Below are 18528 nucleotides of genomic sequence, written 5' to 3'. Positions count from 1 at the left end.
GCGTGATATAGAAAGAAGAATGATTTATGAATGATAATCCAGATACACCAGACTTAGCTAGTACAAGCAAGGCGGGTGGTGCCAGACTTAAGCGTCTAGTAGTTTGGCTGATATCTTTGGTCCTAGTCTTTATGGGTACCCGTTATTACTACACGGCTAGTCTACCTTTTGTCAACTTAGGCTCTAGTTTTTCTGCCAGTCAGATTCGTAATTTACAAAAAGCGGGAACGACTATTCAAGCTTTGTCTTACCAAGATATAAGCAGTGACCAGTTATTGACTGGGGCTCTCTCTGGTATGGTTCAAGCCCTTGAAGATTCTTATTCAGCCTTTTTAGACCAAAAACAATCTCAGGCCTTGAATGAGAGTATGGATGGGTCATTCGATGGGATTGGTGCCGAGATTATGAGCTTGGATGACCAAATTGTAATTGTTTCCCCTATCCAGGACTCGCCGGCTGAGCGTGCGGGTCTGCAGGCCAATGACGTCATTCTTTCAGTAGATGGTCAATCACTAGCTGGTAAAACCAGTGAGGAGGCTGTCGCCTTGATTAGAGGCCAAGCGGGCAGTCAAGTAACCCTTGAAATCAAGCGGGGAGATAGTAATCAAAAAGTAGCAATCACACGCGATACGATTCCACTGGAAACTGTGAAAGGTCAAATCCTATCAGATTCTAGTATCGGCCATATTCAAATCAGCTCTTTTGCAGAGACCACCTATGACGAATTGGTCACCACTATTGAGAATCTGCGTCAACAAGGCGCAAAATCTTTTGTCTTAGACCTGCGAGGCAATCCTGGTGGCTTGCTAACTTCGGTCGTTAAAATTGCTAATATATTTCTAACTGATGGTGATGTTATTGTTAAAACAGAGGATGGTCAGGCTCATCAAGAGTCACTGAAGGCTTCGAATCAAGAATACGGAGATTTTAAGGTGACAGAACCCGTAAGTGTGCTTATCGATGAAGGCTCTGCTTCAGCATCAGAAATTTTAGCTGGGGCCTTGCAACAATCAGCTAAGATGCAAGTCGTCGGCCAAAATTCTTTTGGTAAGGGGACTGTCCAGTCTGTTGTGCCAATTGGTTCGGCTGGCGATCTAAAAATTACGACTGCTCATTGGCTCACTCCAAATGGCGATTGGATTAATGAAAAGGGAATAAAACCTAACGTGACAGTTAGCCTGCCTGACTATGCTAGTTTGACGCTCATAGATGCCAGCCAAGATTATCAGCTTGGTGCTGCTGGCGAGGCAGTCTTAAATATTAAGCGTATTTTATATGTATTAGGCTATAGTGACCAGGCTCATCCTAATGACCTTTATGATGACCAAACTGTTCAGGCAGTCAGAAGCTTCCAGACTGATCATAATTTATCAACAACTGGCCAGGTAGATGGACAGACGGCTTATGGCTTAGTCCAAGCTATGCGTGACCATATTAAGGCTAATGATAGTCAATTGGAGGCAGCAGTTAAGACCTTACAAGCAAATTAAATTGAGGAGGGAGAGAAACCATGGCATTGATTCAATGGTACCCAGGACATATGGCCAAGGCCAAGCGTGAGGTACAGGAACAGATAAAGAAAGTAGATGTAGTGGTGGAGGTGCGAGATGCGCGTTTACCGGATAGTTCAAAAAACCCAATGATTGACGCTATCATAGGCGATAAGGCGCGCTTTATCGTTCTCAATAAGGCTGATTTAGCTGACCCTCGTCAAAGTCAAGCTTGGGTAGAGAAATTGACTGGTAGTCAGGTTCAAGCTTATGCTTTGGATGCCAAAAATCCACGAGATATTAAGAAAGTACGTAAGGTCTTAACTGATTTTACTCAGCCTTTGCGCCAAAAGTGGGCTGATAAGGGGGTTAAACATAAACCTATTCGCTTAATGGTCGTGGGTATTCCCAACGTTGGTAAATCAACCTTTATCAATCAATTTACTGGTAAGAAACGCGCCGATGTTGGTAACAAGCCCGGTGTGACCAAGGGGCAGCAGTGGCTTAAAATAGATGATGACTTTGAACTCTTAGACACGCCCGGCATTCTTTGGCCAAAATTTGAAGACCAGGATCGGGCGCAGGCTTTGGCATTGTCGGGTGCAATTAAGGATACTCACTACTATGATGATGATATCGCCCTGTTTGCCTTAGAGTTCATGGGACGATACTATCCTGATTACTTAGTAGATAAACTAGCTCTTACTCCAGATGAGGCCCATCCACCTTATGCGGAGGTTCTGATGATTATCACAGCGCGCCAAGGTTTTAAAGATGATTATGAACGAGCTGCCAATAAATTAATCCTTGATTTTAGGGCAGGCCGCTTAGGACGGATGACTTTAGACCGAGTTGAAGATTGTTATGAAGTAAGCGATGTCCAAGTTGGGGTTAATGATAATGAATGAATTTAAAAGTATGACGGTAGGCCAGGTCAAAAGTTACTTGACTAATTTGCAGGGGAATAACCAGGACTTGTCTCAGGCGGACCGAGAAAGCCTAGTGCTTGATTCCAGAAAAGGGGTACATCAGGCTTTGACTGCATTTGACCGTCAGCGCGCTAAAGAGTCGCTTCGACGTGCCCATATTCAAGCCATGCGTAGCCGTGAAGAGGCGCTCATGCAAGCCGGCTACCAGGTGATTGCAGGGGTTGACGAAGTAGGGCGGGGCCCCTTGGCGGGGCCTGTTGTTGCCTGTGCCTTGGTACTGCCAGCAGATATGCCCTTGATAGATTTTGATGATTCTAAGCAAGTGAGTCTGAGTCAACGCCAAAAGCTGGTGGCAGCAATTGATCAATATGCGATAGACGTTCAAGTAGCTGAGGTATCAGCCCAGCAGATTGACGAAACTAATATTCTACAAGCTACAAAAGCGGCTATGAGCCAGGCTATTTTAGCCTTATGTCCTCGTCCTGATATGGCCTTGATTGATGCGGTTAGCTTGCCTACTTTGACTATTGACCACCAGGCAATTATCAAAGGAGATGCTAGTGTTTATAGTATTGCGGCCGCCTCCATATATGCTAAGGTATATCGCGACCGCCTTATGGCTCAGTACCATGACCTTTATCCAGCCTACGATTTTATTAATAATGCGGGTTACGGGACGAAAAAACATTTAGCTGCTTTAGCTAAATTTGGTCCTTGCCCGATTCATAGGCTCAGCTTTGCACCAGTTAAGGCAGCCATCCGCTAATGACTAAGTAACAAAAAATATAAAAGTAAATTGACCTCCTTTTACGTATGTAATGTTATAGGAGGTTTTTTATGTTAAATCGAATCGTTGATTATCTACAGACAAACTATACCAGCGCCCATGAGATATATGTGCATAGTCTTGAGAGCGGGTTGTTTTCCTATCAAGACCGAGAGGCTTTAGTTGCTATCTATCGGAACTCTGGATTAAATATCGGGAACAATAAGCAGTCACTTGCTTCTGATTGGCATGTAGGTGGCAATTTACAGAAAGACTTGACAACTAAACAGTTGAATGATCTAGCAAGGAAAGTTACTAATTTAGGCAAATTACCAGACCGTTTATCTTGGCCAGCTTGTCAAGCTGCCTATGCAGACCAAAATATTCAAGCTATTTCTCTAGACCAAGCCCAATACCCTGAACTTTTAAGAGCCAGTTATCAACCTGCTCAGGTGCTTTTTTGCCAAGGCGATTGGCGGTTACTACATACACCACAGCTAGCCGTAGTAGGCAGCCGTGATTTAACGCCCTATGGCTACCAGGCTTTATCTAGGCTTTTACCACCAGTACTTTCCGCTTGGACGATTACATCTGGTCTGGCTAAGGGAGCAGATGTGACTGCTCATCAGGAGGCGGTGAAGGGCAAGGGTAGAACTATTGCAGTCATAGGTACAGGCTTAAACCATGCTTATCCTCGTCATCATAAAAATATCCAAGCACAGCTAGCAAAAGATCAACTGGTTGTTTCGCCCTTGCCATGTCAGGCGGACGTTCAACGTTGGCATTTTCCCTATCGTAATCGAGTAATCGCAGGTTTGTCCTTAGCTTGCTTGGTAGTCCAGGCTAAGGAAAAATCGGGGACTCTGATTACCGCCCACCATGCCTTAAATGAAAACCGTCAAGTTTTAGCCATCCCAGGGCCAATTACGGATGCAGCCTATGCGGGTTCTAACCGCCTTATCCAAGAGGGCGCAAGTTTAGTAGCCAGCTCAGAAGACTTGTTGGCAGCCTTGCCTAGTTACTTTTAATATTAAAAAATGAAGAAGTTAGAGCTAACAAAACTATCTGAATTAAAAATATTTGACAAGAATAAATTGTTGACCTAATATGAATAGCGATTTACCAATTCAGAGAGGAGCCTGTAGGTGGCTTATAAATATCTAATCATTGTGGAATCGCCAACTAAAGCGAAAACCATACAAAAATACCTAGGTCGCAATTACAAGGTTGTTGCCTCTAAGGGTCATTTACGTGACCTGCCTAAGAGTAAGATGGGGATTGATTTGGAGAATAACTATGATCCTTATTATATTTCGATTCGAGGCAAGGGGCCAATTATTAAAGAACTTAAAAAAGATGCTAAAAAAGCGGAAAAAGTCTTCCTTGCTTCCGACCCGGACCGAGAGGGAGAGGCAATTGCTTGGCATTTAGCTTACCTGCTTGGTCTTGATCCTAATGACAATATCCGGGTAACCTATAATGAAATTACTAAGGATGCAGTTAAAGAGGCTGTTAAAAACCCTCGGCCAATTGATATGGACTTGGTGGATGCCCAACAGGCTCGCCGAGTTCTTGATCGGTTGGTTGGTTACAACCTCTCCCCAATGCTCTGGCAAAAAGTTAAACGTGGCTTATCAGCTGGACGTGTCCAGTCAGTAGCCCTTAAGATGATTATTGACCGGGAAAATGAAATACGTAACTTTAAGCCGGAAGAATACTGGACAATTGAAGGGACTTTTTTAAAAAATCGTAAAAAATTTACCGCTCAGGCTAATAAATTGCATGGCAAAAAAGTTGATATGAAAACGGAAGCCGATGCGCAAAAGTTTATGGCTGAAATTAAAGATAAAGATTTTACGGTAGCCAATTTGGTAGAAAAAGAAAGAAAGCGTAACCCGCAAAAACCATTTACAACTTCATCAATGCAGCAGGAAGCTGCCCGCCGTATAAATTTCCGTACCAGAAAAACCATGATGGTTGCCCAGCAGCTCTATGAAGGGGTGTCTTTAGGACGTGGAGGCGCAGTTGGTCTGATTACTTATATGCGTACCGATTCTACCCGGATTTCTGCATCAGCTCAGACAGCTGCTAAAGATTTTATTACTGACCAGTATGGTAAGGACTATTTAGGCAGTCAAACGAGTGGAGGTGGTGGCGCCCAAGATGCCCATGAAGCGATACGCCCCACTGATATCAGCCGGACGCCTCAAGATATTGAAGGCTATTTAACCAAGGATCAGTACAAGCTATATAGTTTAATCTGGTCACGATTTGCTGCTAGTCAGATGGCACCGGCAGTTTTTGATACCGTGGCCTGCGACTTAATTCAAAATGGTGCCAGCTTCAGGGCCAATGGATCTAAAATTAAGTTCGAAGGCTTTTTAAAAGTTTACCCTGATCGATCTGAGAAAAATAATATTCTGCCCGAGTTAGCCAATGGAGATGTGGTGAAGAGTGTCGAAATTGAACCTAGTCAACATTTTACCCAGCCACCAGCCCGCTATACCGAGGCCAGTTTGATTAAGAGTTTAGAAGAAAATGGGGTAGGACGTCCATCGACCTATTCACCTACCATAGAAACCTTAATTAAACGCTACTATGTTAAATTAGAAGCTAAACGTTTTGAGCCTACGGAATTAGGAGAGATTGTTAATGACCTGATTAGCAGGTTCTTCCCTGATATTGTTAATATAGAGTTTACAGCACATCTAGAAGAAGAGTTGGATAATATCGAAACTGGTAAAAAGGAATGGGTTAAGGTTATCGATAGTTTCTATAAGCCATTTTCCAAGGAGCTTGAAGAGGCTGAGGAGAAGATGGAAAAGGTAGTGATTAAAGATGAGCCAGCCGGTTTTGACTGTGACCAGTGTGGTCACCCCATGGTCATCAAGTTAGGCCGATATGGAAAATTTTATGCCTGCTCTAATTTCCCCGAGTGTCACAACACAAAGGCAATCGTTAAAGAAATTGGTGTTACCTGCCCAACCTGTAAGGAAGGTCAAGTAATTGAGCGTAAATCTAAGAAAAATCGCCTCTTTTATGGCTGCTCACGTTATCCGGATTGTGACTTTGTTTCTTGGGACAAGCCGATTGGACGAGACTGTCCAGTCTGCCAGCATTTCTTGGTTGAGAAGAAATCCCGAGGTAAAAAACAAGTCGTTTGCTCTAACTGCGATTATAAGGAAGATGTTCAAAAGGGCGACGACTGATTAAGTTAAAAGTGCTGACCATTTAGATGATTTGAGATAGAAGCTGTGGCAGAGGTCACAGCTTCTTCATTTTTAATAAAAAATTAATCAATCTGAAAATGAAAAGGTTTACTTTATTAATTTGTAGACTATGATATAATTGTATTATATTAAGAGAATATTGCGAATGTTTAAAAATTTACAAACTTAAAGAAGGCTGCTATGACTAACCAAGAATTACGCCAATCTTTTATGGACTATATTGTGGATGAGCGACATTATAGTCAGCAAACAGTTAAGGCCTATTTAGATGATTTAGACCAATTTATGACTTTTATGTCGGACCAAGGTTTGTGTCATTTTAATCAAGTGGCCTACCGAGATATCCGCCTATACCTGAGTCAGCTTCAGGCTAAAGGGATTAAGCGATCCAGTATTAACCGTCACCTTTCCTCACTAAGATCGGCTTATCGCCATTTTGTCACGATTAAAGGGGTTAATGATAATCCTTTTGCCTATATTCAAGGGGCTAAGGCTGAGAAAAAGCTTCCTGAGTTCTTTTATGAGGAAGAGCTTGTTCCGCTATTCCAGGCCGCTCAAGGAGAGCGAGATTTAGATCGACGAAATTTAGCCCTATTAGAGTTTCTTTATGCAACCGGTGCTCGGGTAGCTGAATGCCGTGATTTGACTTTGGACATGTTAGATTTTGAGAGTCGCATGGTATTAATTCATGGTAAGGGTGGTCGGGACCGCTATATACCGTTTGGACAGGCGTGTCAGGATGCGCTAAAAGATTACTTGTCAGGTCCCCGCCAGGAGTTAATGGCAATTACAGGGGCTGACCATCCTTATGTTTTTGTTAATCATCATGGACAGCAATTGACCAGCGCTGGTATTGCTTTTATACTAGACCAGTTGATAAAAAGATCGACTTCTAATTTGGCCATCCATCCCCATAAGATTAGGCATTCTTTTGCTAGCCATTTGCTTAACCATGGTGCTGATATACGAACAGTCCAAGAATTATTGGGGCATGCTAGTCTGTCTACCACCCAAATTTATACCCACATATCCAAAGAATCACTTCGCCAGTCTTATATGAATTTTCATCCCCGAGCCCACCTTGATGAGGGCGCCGATAGAAAGGACTAATGAAATGGAAGAATTATTAGGTAAAATTCGTGAAATAAAAGCTTTCATGCAACATTCTGATATTGTTGATCAAGCAGATGATCTTTCCTTTGAACCCATGGTTAAAGAATTAGCCGAGAAGGTTCAAGCGAATGCTTATCTGCTTCAGGCAGATGGCAAAATACTTGGCTTCCATCTTCCATACGAGGCAGCTCATTCTGCTAGGATCACTGAAATGATGGCTGCGCGTAAAGTGCCAAAAGCTTACATGGATAATCTTAATAATCTTGATGAAACCCTAGCTAACGTGCCAATTTCTGACGACCGTACCATGTTTCCTATCGAGTATCGTGATGAATTTCCGGACGGGAAAACAGCTATCGTGCCCATTCAATCATCAGGCGAAGTTATTGGCTACCTCATGCTAACAAGACTCAACGGGCCATTTAATACAGCAGATATGATTTTGGCCGAATATATTGCAACAGTGATAGCTATCGAGATGGAGCATGTACAAAATGAATCGAAGCAAAAAATAATTCGCCAGCAAAACTTAGTAGATATGGCAGTCCATTCCTTGTCCTATTCTGAATTAGAAGCCCTAAATGTAATTTTTGACCGGCAACCGGCTGAAAGCTTCCGTATTACTGCTTCAAAAATTGCTGAGCAAAAGAATATTACGCGGTCTGTAATTGTAAACGCACTGCGCAAATTAGAATCAGCCGGGGTTATCCGCTCTCGTTCACTCGGCATGAAGGGGACTTTTATAGACGTCAAGAGCGTCGAAAATTTTAAAATGTTGAAAGCTACCTTGCAAAAAGTCAGCTTATAGAAAAAAGAGCTTAAGGCATACACCTTAAGCTCTAAATATTTAGCTAGCTTTTATTGATTTTTCTTATATCCCCAACCAAATGGTACCTTTGATTCGGTACCATTTTTAATGCGCTCAAGGTTAGGCCGGTGGCGGATAATCATAAGCAACCAAATAAGGCCAACAATCAGACTAAATAGCCAGTCTTGATAGTAAAATGACATGAAAAAGGCTGCACCAGTCCCAACTAAGCTGGATAGACTGACCATCCGGCTAAAGTAGAGGCAAACAAAGAAGACACCAATTGCCAGCAAGGCGAAAATGGGAAGGAAGGCAAAGGCAACACCGAAGCTGGTAGCGACAGCTTTTCCTCCTTTAAAGTTTAAAAATAAGGAGAAGGAATGACCGATAACGGCTACGATGCCAACCAAGAGCGGGTGGACCTGAGGATTTAGCCACATTGCTAGCCAAACAGGAATTGCTCCTTTGAGGGCATCGCATAGGAAAACGATGAGGCCTCCCTTAACACCAAAAACTCGAAAAGCATTAGTCGTGCCAATATTACCTGAACCAAATTGACGGGGGTCTTTATGATAGACGTACTTGCCTAGTAGAATACCTGAGGGAATGGATCCAATGATGTAGGCTACCAGCAGGGTGATTATTGATAATAGCAGTTAGACCGCCTCCTTAAATATTGTTGCGCATAATTAACCTTATTATACCATGATTACAGCGTAAATAAGCGTAAAAAATAAATCCAATTGACCTGACTTCTGTCAGTAAATTTTTCAACTTATAACCTAAGAATTAATGACTTGTTTCATGAAATTATTTTAAGCTATGATATGATATAGACTAGAAAAAATAAGGAGCGGTTTAATGGCCAAAAATAATAACCAATATAATGAATCATCCATCCAAGTGCTAGAAGGTCTAGAAGCAGTCCGTAAACGACCCGGTATGTACATTGGCTCAACGGATAATCGTGGCCTTCATCATTTGATTTATGAGATAGTTGATAACTCTGTTGATGAGGCCTTGGCGGGATATGGCCAGCAAATTAAAGTGACTTTAAAAGCTGACGGCTCTGTAGAAGTCAGCGACCAAGGACGGGGCATGCCAATTGGTAAGCACGCATCAGGTAAACCTACAGTAGAAGTTATTTTGACTGTTCTGCATGCCGGTGGTAAATTTGGTGGCGGTGGCTACAAGACCTCAGGCGGGCTACACGGGGTTGGCTCTTCAGTAGTTAATGCCCTTTCAGAAAAAATGACTGTTACAGTTTACCGGGATGGTAAAAAATATGAGCAAACCTTTATCAATGGTGGTCAACCACAAAAACCTAAAACAACCACCTATAAAGGGAAACAAACAGGTACAGTGATACGTTTTAAACCAGATGCCAGTATCTTTAAGGAGGCCCAGTTTGACCCTGATATTATCCGCCAGCATTTGCGGGAGTCCGCCTTCTTACTTAAAGATTTAGAAATTATTTTTATTGATGAATTAAATGGGAGCGAGGAGACTTTTCACTATCCAGATGGGATTGTCTCTTTCGTTGATTATTTAAATGAAGACAAGGATCAATTACACCCAACTGTTTATTTTGAAAATAAGGAAGCTGGTATTGCTATGGAACTGGCCTTCCAATACAATGACGGTTATTCAGAAACAATCCTTTCCTTCGTTAATAATGTTCGTACCGGAGATGGTGGGACGCATGAAGTAGGACTCAAAACGGCTTTGACCAAGACCTTTAATGAGTATGCCCGTCGTGTTAATCTTATTAAACCCAAAGAAAAGAACTTGGAGGGTAGCGATGTGCGGGAAGGGTTTACAGCAGTTCTGTCAATCCGAGTGCCTGAAGAAATGCTACAATTTGAAGGGCAAACCAAGTCTAAATTGGGAACTCCCCAAGCTCGGTCAGCAGTAGAAGCTATGGTGTCTGACCGCCTTTCTATCTATTTAATGGAAAACGGGGAAATTGGCCAGATGCTGGTTAAAAAGGCGCTCAAAGCCCGTGAAGCTCGTGACGCAGCTCGTAAGGCCCGTGAAGCTTCACGAACCGGAAAAAGTAAGCGAAAACAGGAAACTTTACTATCGGGCAAACTGACACCAGCTCAGGGGAAAAATCACCAAAAAAATGAACTCTTCCTAGTCGAGGGTGATTCAGCAGGTGGTTCAGCTAAGCAAGGACGGGACCGTAAGTTCCAGGCCATCTTACCCTTGCGGGGTAAAGTATTAAATACTGAAAAGGCGTCAATCCAAGATGTTTTAAAAAACGAAGAATTGGCGACTATCATTTATACAATTGGCGCTGGTGTTGGGGCCGAGTTCGATCTAGATGACGCAAATTATGATAAGGTAATTATCATGACCGATGCTGATACTGACGGGGCCCATATTCAAGTTTTATTATTAACCTTCTTCTATCGCTACATGCGCCCCCTAGTAGAGGCGGGCCGGGTCTACCTAGCCATGCCACCACTCTATAAGGTTTCTAAGGGCAAAGGAAAAAAAGAGAAAATTGCCTATGCTTGGACTGACCAAGAGTTGGACCGTGCTATTAAAGAAGTGGGTAAAGGCTACACACTTCAAAGGTACAAGGGTCTGGGGGAAATGAATGCAGACCAGCTTTGGGAAACCACTATGGATCCTGAGACTCGTACGCTCATCCGAGTTACCTTAGATGATTTGTCTTTAGCTGAGAAGCGTGTTTCTGTATTGATGGGTAACAAGGTTGAACCAAGACGTCACTGGATAGAAAGTCATGTTGCTTTTACTATGGATGAGGCAGATAAGTTGTTAGAACAGGCTAATGATGATGCTAGTCAAGACAAAACAGAAGAAATAGAAGTAGAATTAGCCCAGCAAAACCAAGCAGGCAAATAGAGATTAGAGGGTAGATATGGTAGATATTCAAGAATTATCACTAGCAGAAGTAATGGGTGATCGATTTGGCCGCTATTCCAAATATATCATCCAAGATCGTGCCCTACCGGACATCAGGGATGGTTTAAAACCGGTTCAAAGGCGCATCTTATACGCCATGTATCGTGAGGGCAATACCTCAAATAGTAATTTCCGTAAGGCAGCAAAAACAGTGGGCAATGTTATTGGTAATTATCATCCTCATGGCGATATCTCAGTTTATGACGCCATGGTGAGGATGAGCCAAGAATGGAAGAATCGTGAAGTTTTGATTGAGATGCATGGCAATAATGGGTCTATGGATGGCGATCCGGCTGCTGCCATGCGTTACACTGAAGCCCGTCTGTCTAAAATTGCCGATGAACTTCTCCATGATTTGGATAAGGATACCGTAGAGTATATGCTGAATTTTGATGACACTGAGGAAGAACCAACTGTCTTACCGGCTGGTTTTCCCAACCTCCTGGTCAACGGGGCTTCTGGTATTTCGGCAGGGTATGCTACCGAGATTCCTACACACAATTTGGGTGAGGTGATTGACGCCACAACTTATCTAATTGATCATCCCCAAGCCTCCTTGGATAAATTGCTAAGCTTGATGCCCGGACCAGATTTTCCAACTGGTGCTGTCATTCAAGGTCAGGCAGAATTAAAAAAAGCTTATGAGACCGGGCGGGGGCGCGTAGTTGTCCGTTCTCGTCATGAGTTAGAAAGCCTGAGATCAGGACGCCAGCAAATTGTCATTAATGAAATTCCTTTTGAGGTTAATAAATCTAACCTTGTCCGACGCATGGATGAATTGCGGTTAGATCATTCTGTTGATGGCATCAGTGAAATCCGGGATGAATCTGACCGTAACGGGTTACGCATCGTTATTGAACTTAAAAAAGAAGCTAATATCGATGCGATTCTCCAATATTTTTACAAAAATACGGATCTCCAGGTTAACTATAACTTTAATATGGTAGCAATCAATCAGCAACGGCCAGAACAGGTTGGCTTAAGAGCAATGTTGCAGGCTTTTATTGACCATCGGGCCGAAATTATCCGCCGACGGACTAGCTTTGACCGCAACAAGGCCCAGCGTCGCTTGCATATTGTAGATGGTTTGATTAAGGCTGTTTCCATCCTGGACGAAATTATTACGACGATCCGTAATTCAAAAAATAAGGCCGATGCTAAAAAGAACCTGGCTAATCAGTTTGAGTTTTCAGAAGTCCAAGCTGAAGCAATCGTTAGTTTACAGTTATATCGTTTAACTAATACTGATATTAAGAGTTTGCAGGATGAGCGTTTGGACTTGAATGAAGATCTCGCTCGCTTTCACACTATTTTGAGTGATGAAAAAGCTCTCTTTAAGCTGATGAAGCAAGAACTTAAAACAATCAAAACCAACTATGCTAGTCCACGACGGACCAGCATCGAAGCAGAGATTGAAGAAGTTGTTGTTGAGAAGCAACTGCTAATTCCAGTTGAGGATGCCATGGTTACAGTGACCCGCAATGGCTATATCAAGCGGTCATCGCTACGATCATTTGGCGCTTCTAAGCCTGAAGAAGTTGGTCTCAGAGAGGGCGACCAGCTGGTTTATATGGCTGAAATGCAGACAACCGACAATTTGATCATGATTACTTCAAAGGGTAACTATATTTACCAGCCGGTTTATGAGCTTCAGGAAATTCGTTGGAAAGATTTAGGTGAGCATGCCTCCCAACGCTTACCACTTCAAGCGGATGAACGGATTATCTTTGTTACACCCTACTTAGAAGATAGTCAGGCTAAACTTTTATTAGCATCTCAGGAAGGCATGATTAAACAAACCCCTCTTGCTGACTTTAAATCATTCAGAGGCTATAAAAAGAAAATGGCCCTTGCTATGAATCTCCAGTCGCCAAGTGACCAAGTCATCCAAGTGTACAGAATAGAAGACCAGGTTGACCCAGACCAGGCTCAGGTTATTCTCTTTAGTAAATTTGGCTTCGCCCTCCGTTATAGCTTGGGCGAAATTTCTACTGTGGGTAGCCGGGCTAAAGGGGTGAAATCAATTAATTTGAAAGCTGGCGACCAGGTTGTGGGCTTGGCTTATCAAAATCAAGTGAATGATCAAGCCCAGGTGATCGTCTTTACGCAACGTGGCCATGTTAAGCGAATGAATTGGGAAGAAATATCAGTCTTAGGCCGGGCTAAACGTGGTCTCCAAGTATTAAAAACTCTAAAAACTAAACCACACTATCTAGTGGCTGCATATCAAATTGATAATCTTAAAGATCGCTATCAGGCTTATACTAGCCAAGGTGATTTGCTGACGTTGATGGCAGGGGATGTTAATCTAGCTAATCGAACGTCCAATGGTTCTGCCTTGATTGATGAGACCATCCATGGTCAAGTGATATTAGTTACTAAATTATTGAACTTATTTGACCATTAGTCTGGCGGTATATTAACTAGAGAATAATAGTATGATTGCATGCGATTAGTGCTTTTAAAGTACTTTAAAAGCAGGTTTATATTATTTAAGCATTTTAAATAACAATGCTGACTAACACACACCGATGATGTTAAAACGTTTATAATGGCGCGAGCCTGGGATTTATTTCCCAGGCTCTTTTAATTAGAACAATTTCTTATGCAAAGTTCTTGTGTCTACGCAAAATGCTATTTTAATTAGGCATAAGTTAGTTGTTATATTTTTTAAAGGAATTATTAATTAAAACCTATGAAAACAGGCCTCAACTGTATTAGTCATATGGAAAAACTGTTACAATAACAGATTTTAAAAATACAAAATATGAGTATTTTTGTACTTTTGTTATCTTAATTGAAAACCATTCTCAATTAAGTGAGCAAGTGAGCAAGTCAAAAACCACTGATAACAAGCTTTTGATGGGGCTTTCAAAAAACAAAAAAATAACGATAGTATTTTTTTGAACTTTTATCACAAAATTCTTGTTAATACTTGTGATTTTTTATACTATGTACTCAGAAAGAAATTGTGAAAGACAATTCAAGGAGGAAAAATTATATGGCAGATGTACGTTTCCCACAATGGGAAGGATTCCAAGGTACTGAATGGCAAAATGAAGTAAATGTTCGCGATTTTATCCAAAATAACTATACTGAATATCGTGGTGATGACTCTTTCTTAGAGGGTGCCACAGAAGCAACTGATAAATTATGGGCCCAAGTAATGGACCTAACTAAGAAAGAACGTGAAGCTGGTGGTGTCCTAGATATGGATACTAAGGTTGTTTCAACTATCACTTCACATGGTCCTGGCTACTTAAACAAAGACCTTGAAAAAATTGTAGGTGTGCAAACTGATGAGCCGTTCAAACGTTCATTACAACCATTTGGTGGTATCCGGATGTCTGAACAAGCTGCTCATGCTTACGGCTATGAAGTTGATAAAGAAGTATCACACATCTTCCGTGACTTCCGTAAGACTCATAACCAAGGGGTATTCGATGCTTATACACCTGAAATGCGTAAAGCTCGCTCTAACAAGGTAATCACTGGTTTACCAGATGCTTATGGTCGTGGCCGGATTATCGGTGACTACCGTCGTGTTGCCTTGTATGGTGTTGATTACTTAATGGATCAGAAACTTGACGAATTCAATAATGCTTTCGGCAAAACAATGTCTGACGATATTATCCAACTTCGTGAAGAAATGTCAGAACAATATCGTGCATTAGGTGAATTAAAACAAATGGGTGAAAGCTATGGCTTCGATTTAAGCCGTCCAGCTGAAACTGCCCAAGAAGCGATTCAATGGTTATACTTAGCTTACCTAGCTGCTGTTAAGCAACAAAATGGTGCGGCTATGTCATTTGGTCGGACTTCTACCTTCCTAGATATTTATATCCAACGTGATTTAGATAAAGGTTTAATCACCGAAGTTGAAGCCCAAGAAATGATTGACCACTTGATCATGAAATTACGTATCGTTAAGTTCTCTCGGACTCCTGACTATAACGAATTATTCTCAGGGGACCCAACATGGGTTACTGAATCTATTGCTGGTATGGGTACTGACGGCCGTTCATTAGTTACTAAGAACTCATTCCGTTATCTACAAACACTACACAACATGGGTACTGCACCTGAGCCTAACTTAACTGTATTATGGTCTGAACACTTACCAGAAGGCTTTAAAAACTTCTGTGCTGATATTTCAATCAAGACTTCATCAATCCAATATGAAAATGATGAGGCAATGCGTCCAGTTTATGGCGATGACTACGGTATTGCTTGCTGTGTGTCTGCTATGGAAATTGGTAAACAAATGCAATTCTTCGGTGCTCGTGCTAACTTAGCTAAGACTTTACTTTACGCAATCAATGGTGGCGTGGATGAAGTTTCAGGCCAACAAGTAGCGCCTAAATATCAAGGAATTACTTCTGAATACTTAGATTACGACGAAGTAATGGAAAAATTTGATGTCATGATGGACTGGATTGCTGAATTGTATGTCAATACATTGAATATCATCCATTACATGCACGACAAATATTCTTATGAAAACCTTGAAATGGCTCTACATGATACGCATGTAAAACGGACTATGGCAACTGGTATTGCTGGCTTCTCTGTAGCCATCGACTCGCTTTCAGCAATTAAATATGCTAAAGTAAAACCAATCCGTAACGAACAAGGTATTGCTGTTGATTTCGAAATTGAAGGTGACTATCCTAAATATGGTAACAACGATGACCGTGCTGACCAAATTGGTGTGAACTTGTTGAAAGCCTTCATGACTAAGGTACGGAAGACACCTACATACCGCAATGCTATCCATACAACTTCAATTCTTACAATTACTTCAAACGTGGTTTATGGTAAGAATACTGGTGCAACACCAGATGGACGTGATGCAGGGGTAGCCTTCGCACCAGGTGCTAACCCAATGCACGGCCGTGATGAAAATGGTGCCTTGGCTTCATTATCATCAGTAGCTAAAATGCCTTATGAATTCTCATTAGATGGTATCTCAAATACCTTCTCAATTGTGCCTAAGGCTTTAGGTAAAGACCAAGAAACTAAGATTGCTAACTTAGTTGCTATGTTAGATGGTTACACCACTCAAGGTGGTCACCACTTAAACATCAACGTCTTTGACCGGGATACTTTATATGATGCAATGGAGCATCCAGAAGAGTACCCTCAATTAACTATCCGTGTATCAGGTTATGCGGTTAACTTCGTTAAATTAACTCGTGAACAACAATTAGAAGTTATCCACCGGACCATGCACTCAGGTATGTAATTATCATACAATACCTGTTATAATAAGTGAGAGGCTGGACCCACACCCAGCCTCTCTTGTTGTTTATAGATAAGGAGTGATTATATGACCGAGCCAACAGTCGGTTACGTTCATTCATTAGAATCCTTTGGCTCAGTTGATGGACCTGGGATTCGGTTCGTTTCTTTCCTCCAAGGTTGCCGGATGCGGTGCCAATTTTGTCATAATCCAGATACCTGGAAAATTAATGCTGGTACGCCTTACACAGCTAAGGAGCTATTTAATGAAGCTATTAAATACCGTCCTTATTGGCGAGGTAAGGGTGGGGTTACCTGTTCTGGTGGCGAACCACTGCTACAGATTGATTTTCTGATTGAATATTTTACTCTGTGCAAAAAGCATGGCGTTAATACTACATTAGATTCTTGTGGCGCACCGTTCAATCGTGATCCAGAGTGGTTAGAGAAGTTCGACCGGCTATTAGAAGTGACTGATTTGATTCTTTTAGATATCAAACAAATTAATCCCGAGCGTCATCGTAAATTAACGACATGGAAAAATGATACAATCCTCGATATGGCACAGTATTTAAAGGAAAAGGGGCAGCCGATTTGGATCCGTCATGTCCTCGTACCTACTCGTAGCGACTTTGATGAAGATTTAGAAAAATTATCTGAATACATTGAATCACTGGGAGATATTGTTAAAAAAGTAGAAATTTTGCCTTATCATACCATGGGCGTATATAAATATCGGGAGATGGGAATTCGCTATCCCCTTGATGGCGTAGAGCCACCGACAGAAGATCGGGTTGCTAACGCTAACCGTATTTTAAAAACCGAACAATACCAAGGCTATCGTGAAATGTGATTTAAAATGCTAAAAGGCTGGAACTTAGGTTCCAGCCTTTTTTGTTAAAACCGAACTTTAAAAACGTTTTCAATTAAAAATTTTGGAATTTAATAGAAAAACACTGGACAATTGCCCCGTAACCGGTTAAGATACTGGTATTAAAAGCGAACGATAAAGGTATATTAGATGGTATAGTTCGTAAGCGGAAAGGTGAAGCACTTAATGTCAAGAAAATTAATTATTGATACGGATACAGCTGGAGATGATTCAACAGCTATCCTTACAGCCTTGCACTTCTTTGATGTGTTAGGAGTAACCGTAGTGGGGGGGAATATCAGTTTTGACCAAATGGTTGAAAATGCACTCTATACCTTAGAGTTAGCTCAAACTGACCAAAAAATCCCTGTTTATAAGGAACATCCTGATCCTATTATGACACTCGAGGGAGATAGACATCAAACTGAAGAACGGATTTTTGCTAGCGATGGCATGGGAGGCGCAAATTTTCCTAAGGCCCAGCAGCGGCCCGAGGACCAGCATGCTGTCGATTTCATAATTGAAAGTATCCATCGTTATCCGGGTCAGCTTGAGATAGCTGCAATTGGTCCGCTAACCAATATTGCCATGGCAATAAAGCGAGATCCGTCTATTATCAGTCAAATCAAGCATTTATGGATTATGGGTGGTACTAATCATGCACCAGGTAATATAAATGCTGGTGCAGAGTTTAACTTTTATACTGATCCTGAGGCTGTAAAAATTGTGTTACATTCAGGAATCGATATGACCATGGTAACTTGGGAACAAGCCCTACGTCATGCGGTCATGTATGACGATGACCTAGCTGACATTGAGGCCTTGAATAGCAAGGGGTCAGAGTTTTTCTTAAAGGTTAACTTACATACCAAGGCCTTTGAGTTTAAGAAACGGGGCGTCGATGGGGTGACTTGTCCTGATTCTGTTACCCTAGCGCTAGCAGCCAATCCAGATTTAATTAGCCAAGCTACGAGTTACTATGTTGACATTGAATTAAAAGATGGCCTAACTAAGGGTTACAATATTGTCGATGTAGAGGGTGATCTTGGCAAACCTGCCAATATTCGTGTCGTTGAAGCCGTTGATGGTGCTAAGTTTAAACAAGTATTATTAGAAGTTTTAGCCAATATTAACTAGGGGGAAAAT

13 protein-coding genes are annotated in these 18528 nt (G+C 41.7%); 12 read left to right on the top strand and 1 reads right to left on the bottom strand.

Features of this window, described 5'->3' with window-relative positions:
* Window positions 1-26 precede the first annotated feature (26 nt).
* The 7 genes from AWM75_RS01215 to codY all read left to right on the top strand — a co-directional run bounded on the left by AWM75_RS01215 (window position 27) and on the right by codY (window position 8336).
* Entirely contained in the window at window positions 27-1490 is a 1464-nt protein-coding gene (locus AWM75_RS01215) for a S41 family peptidase (protein ID WP_067977355.1), read from the top strand.
* A gap of 20 nt (window positions 1491-1510) precedes the next feature.
* A complete protein-coding gene (gene ylqF / locus AWM75_RS01210) occupies window positions 1511-2398 on the top strand; it encodes a ribosome biogenesis GTPase YlqF (protein WP_067977354.1) in 888 nt (295 codons plus the stop codon).
* A complete protein-coding gene (locus AWM75_RS01205; RefSeq protein ID WP_074572497.1) occupies window positions 2391-3185 on the top strand; it encodes a ribonuclease HII in 795 nt (264 codons plus the stop codon). The genes ylqF and AWM75_RS01205 overlap by 8 nt, the downstream gene beginning before the upstream one ends.
* A 71-nt stretch (window positions 3186-3256) precedes the next feature.
* Complete coding sequence (gene dprA, locus AWM75_RS01200; RefSeq protein ID WP_067977352.1) at window positions 3257-4213, top strand: DNA-processing protein DprA; 957 nt, start codon at window positions 3257-3259, stop codon at window positions 4211-4213.
* 117 nt (window positions 4214-4330) lie between these two features.
* Complete coding sequence (topA, locus tag AWM75_RS01195; RefSeq protein WP_067977351.1) at window positions 4331-6394, top strand: type I DNA topoisomerase; 2064 nt, start codon at window positions 4331-4333, stop codon at window positions 6392-6394.
* 201 nt (window positions 6395-6595) lie between these two features.
* Window positions 6596-7525, top strand: coding sequence for a tyrosine recombinase (locus tag AWM75_RS01190; protein WP_067977350.1), 930 nt, complete (start codon window positions 6596-6598; stop codon window positions 7523-7525).
* Between the two features lie 4 nt (window positions 7526-7529).
* Complete coding sequence (codY, locus tag AWM75_RS01185) at window positions 7530-8336, top strand: GTP-sensing pleiotropic transcriptional regulator CodY (RefSeq protein WP_067977349.1); 807 nt, start codon at window positions 7530-7532, stop codon at window positions 8334-8336.
* A 50-nt stretch (window positions 8337-8386) separates the two neighbouring features.
* Here the strand turns inward: codY and plsY are convergent, their stop codons facing one another.
* Window positions 8387-8932 carry a glycerol-3-phosphate 1-O-acyltransferase PlsY gene (gene plsY, locus AWM75_RS01180; RefSeq protein ID WP_234946614.1) on the bottom strand — a complete coding sequence of 182 codons (546 nt, stop codon included), beginning with the start codon at window positions 8930-8932 and terminating at the stop codon, window positions 8387-8389.
* A 265-nt stretch (window positions 8933-9197) separates the two neighbouring features.
* Between plsY and parE the strand changes: the two genes are divergently transcribed.
* The 5 genes from parE (at window position 9198) to AWM75_RS01155 (ending at window position 18519) form a co-directional block, all read left to right on the top strand.
* The gene (gene parE / locus AWM75_RS01175; RefSeq protein ID WP_067977347.1) at window positions 9198-11210 is read left to right on the top strand and encodes a DNA topoisomerase IV subunit B; all 2013 of its coding nucleotides are present in this window, start codon (window positions 9198-9200) and stop codon (window positions 11208-11210) included.
* Between the two features lie 16 nt (window positions 11211-11226).
* The gene (parC, locus tag AWM75_RS01170; RefSeq protein WP_067977346.1) at window positions 11227-13677 is read left to right on the top strand and encodes a DNA topoisomerase IV subunit A; all 2451 of its coding nucleotides are present in this window, start codon (window positions 11227-11229) and stop codon (window positions 13675-13677) included.
* Between the two features lie 594 nt (window positions 13678-14271).
* Entirely contained in the window at window positions 14272-16515 is a 2244-nt protein-coding gene (gene pflB / locus AWM75_RS01165) for a formate C-acetyltransferase (protein ID WP_067977345.1), read from the top strand.
* 84 nt (window positions 16516-16599) lie between these two features.
* Window positions 16600-17364, top strand: coding sequence for a pyruvate formate-lyase-activating protein (gene pflA / locus AWM75_RS01160; protein WP_067977344.1), 765 nt, complete (start codon window positions 16600-16602; stop codon window positions 17362-17364).
* 204 nt (window positions 17365-17568) lie between these two features.
* Complete coding sequence (locus tag AWM75_RS01155; RefSeq protein ID WP_067977343.1) at window positions 17569-18519, top strand: nucleoside hydrolase; 951 nt, start codon at window positions 17569-17571, stop codon at window positions 18517-18519.
* Window positions 18520-18528: the final 9 nt, after the last annotated feature.

Origin of the sequence: Aerococcus urinaehominis (assembly GCF_001543245.1) — a bacterium.
In the GTDB taxonomy this organism is placed as follows: domain Bacteria; phylum Bacillota; class Bacilli; order Lactobacillales; family Aerococcaceae; genus Aerococcus; species Aerococcus urinaehominis.
Note: the sequence above shows the minus strand (reverse complement) of the source record. Positions and strands in the feature narration are given on the sequence as shown.

Bases quoted from the DNA above. Each gene is read 5' to 3' on its own strand.
- parE (WP_067977347.1), top strand. From the start codon at position 9,198: ATGGCCAAAAATAATAACCAATATAATGAATCATCCATCCAAGTGCTA.
- AWM75_RS01215 (WP_067977355.1), top strand. From the start codon at position 27: ATGAATGATAATCCAGATACACCAGACTTAGCTAGTACAAGCAAGGCG.
- ylqF (WP_067977354.1), top strand. From the start codon at position 1,511: ATGGCATTGATTCAATGGTACCCAGGACATATGGCCAAGGCCAAGCGT.
- dprA (WP_067977352.1), top strand. From the start codon at position 3,257: ATGTTAAATCGAATCGTTGATTATCTACAGACAAACTATACCAGCGCC.
- codY (WP_067977349.1), top strand. From the start codon at position 7,530: ATGGAAGAATTATTAGGTAAAATTCGTGAAATAAAAGCTTTCATGCAA.
- AWM75_RS01190 (WP_067977350.1), top strand. From the start codon at position 6,596: ATGACTAACCAAGAATTACGCCAATCTTTTATGGACTATATTGTGGAT.
- AWM75_RS01205 (WP_074572497.1), top strand. From the start codon at position 2,391: ATGAATGAATTTAAAAGTATGACGGTAGGCCAGGTCAAAAGTTACTTG.
- pflA (WP_067977344.1), top strand. From the start codon at position 16,600: ATGACCGAGCCAACAGTCGGTTACGTTCATTCATTAGAATCCTTTGGC.
- pflB (WP_067977345.1), top strand. From the start codon at position 14,272: ATGGCAGATGTACGTTTCCCACAATGGGAAGGATTCCAAGGTACTGAA.
- parC (WP_067977346.1), top strand. From the start codon at position 11,227: ATGGTAGATATTCAAGAATTATCACTAGCAGAAGTAATGGGTGATCGA.
- AWM75_RS01155 (WP_067977343.1), top strand. From the start codon at position 17,569: ATGTCAAGAAAATTAATTATTGATACGGATACAGCTGGAGATGATTCA.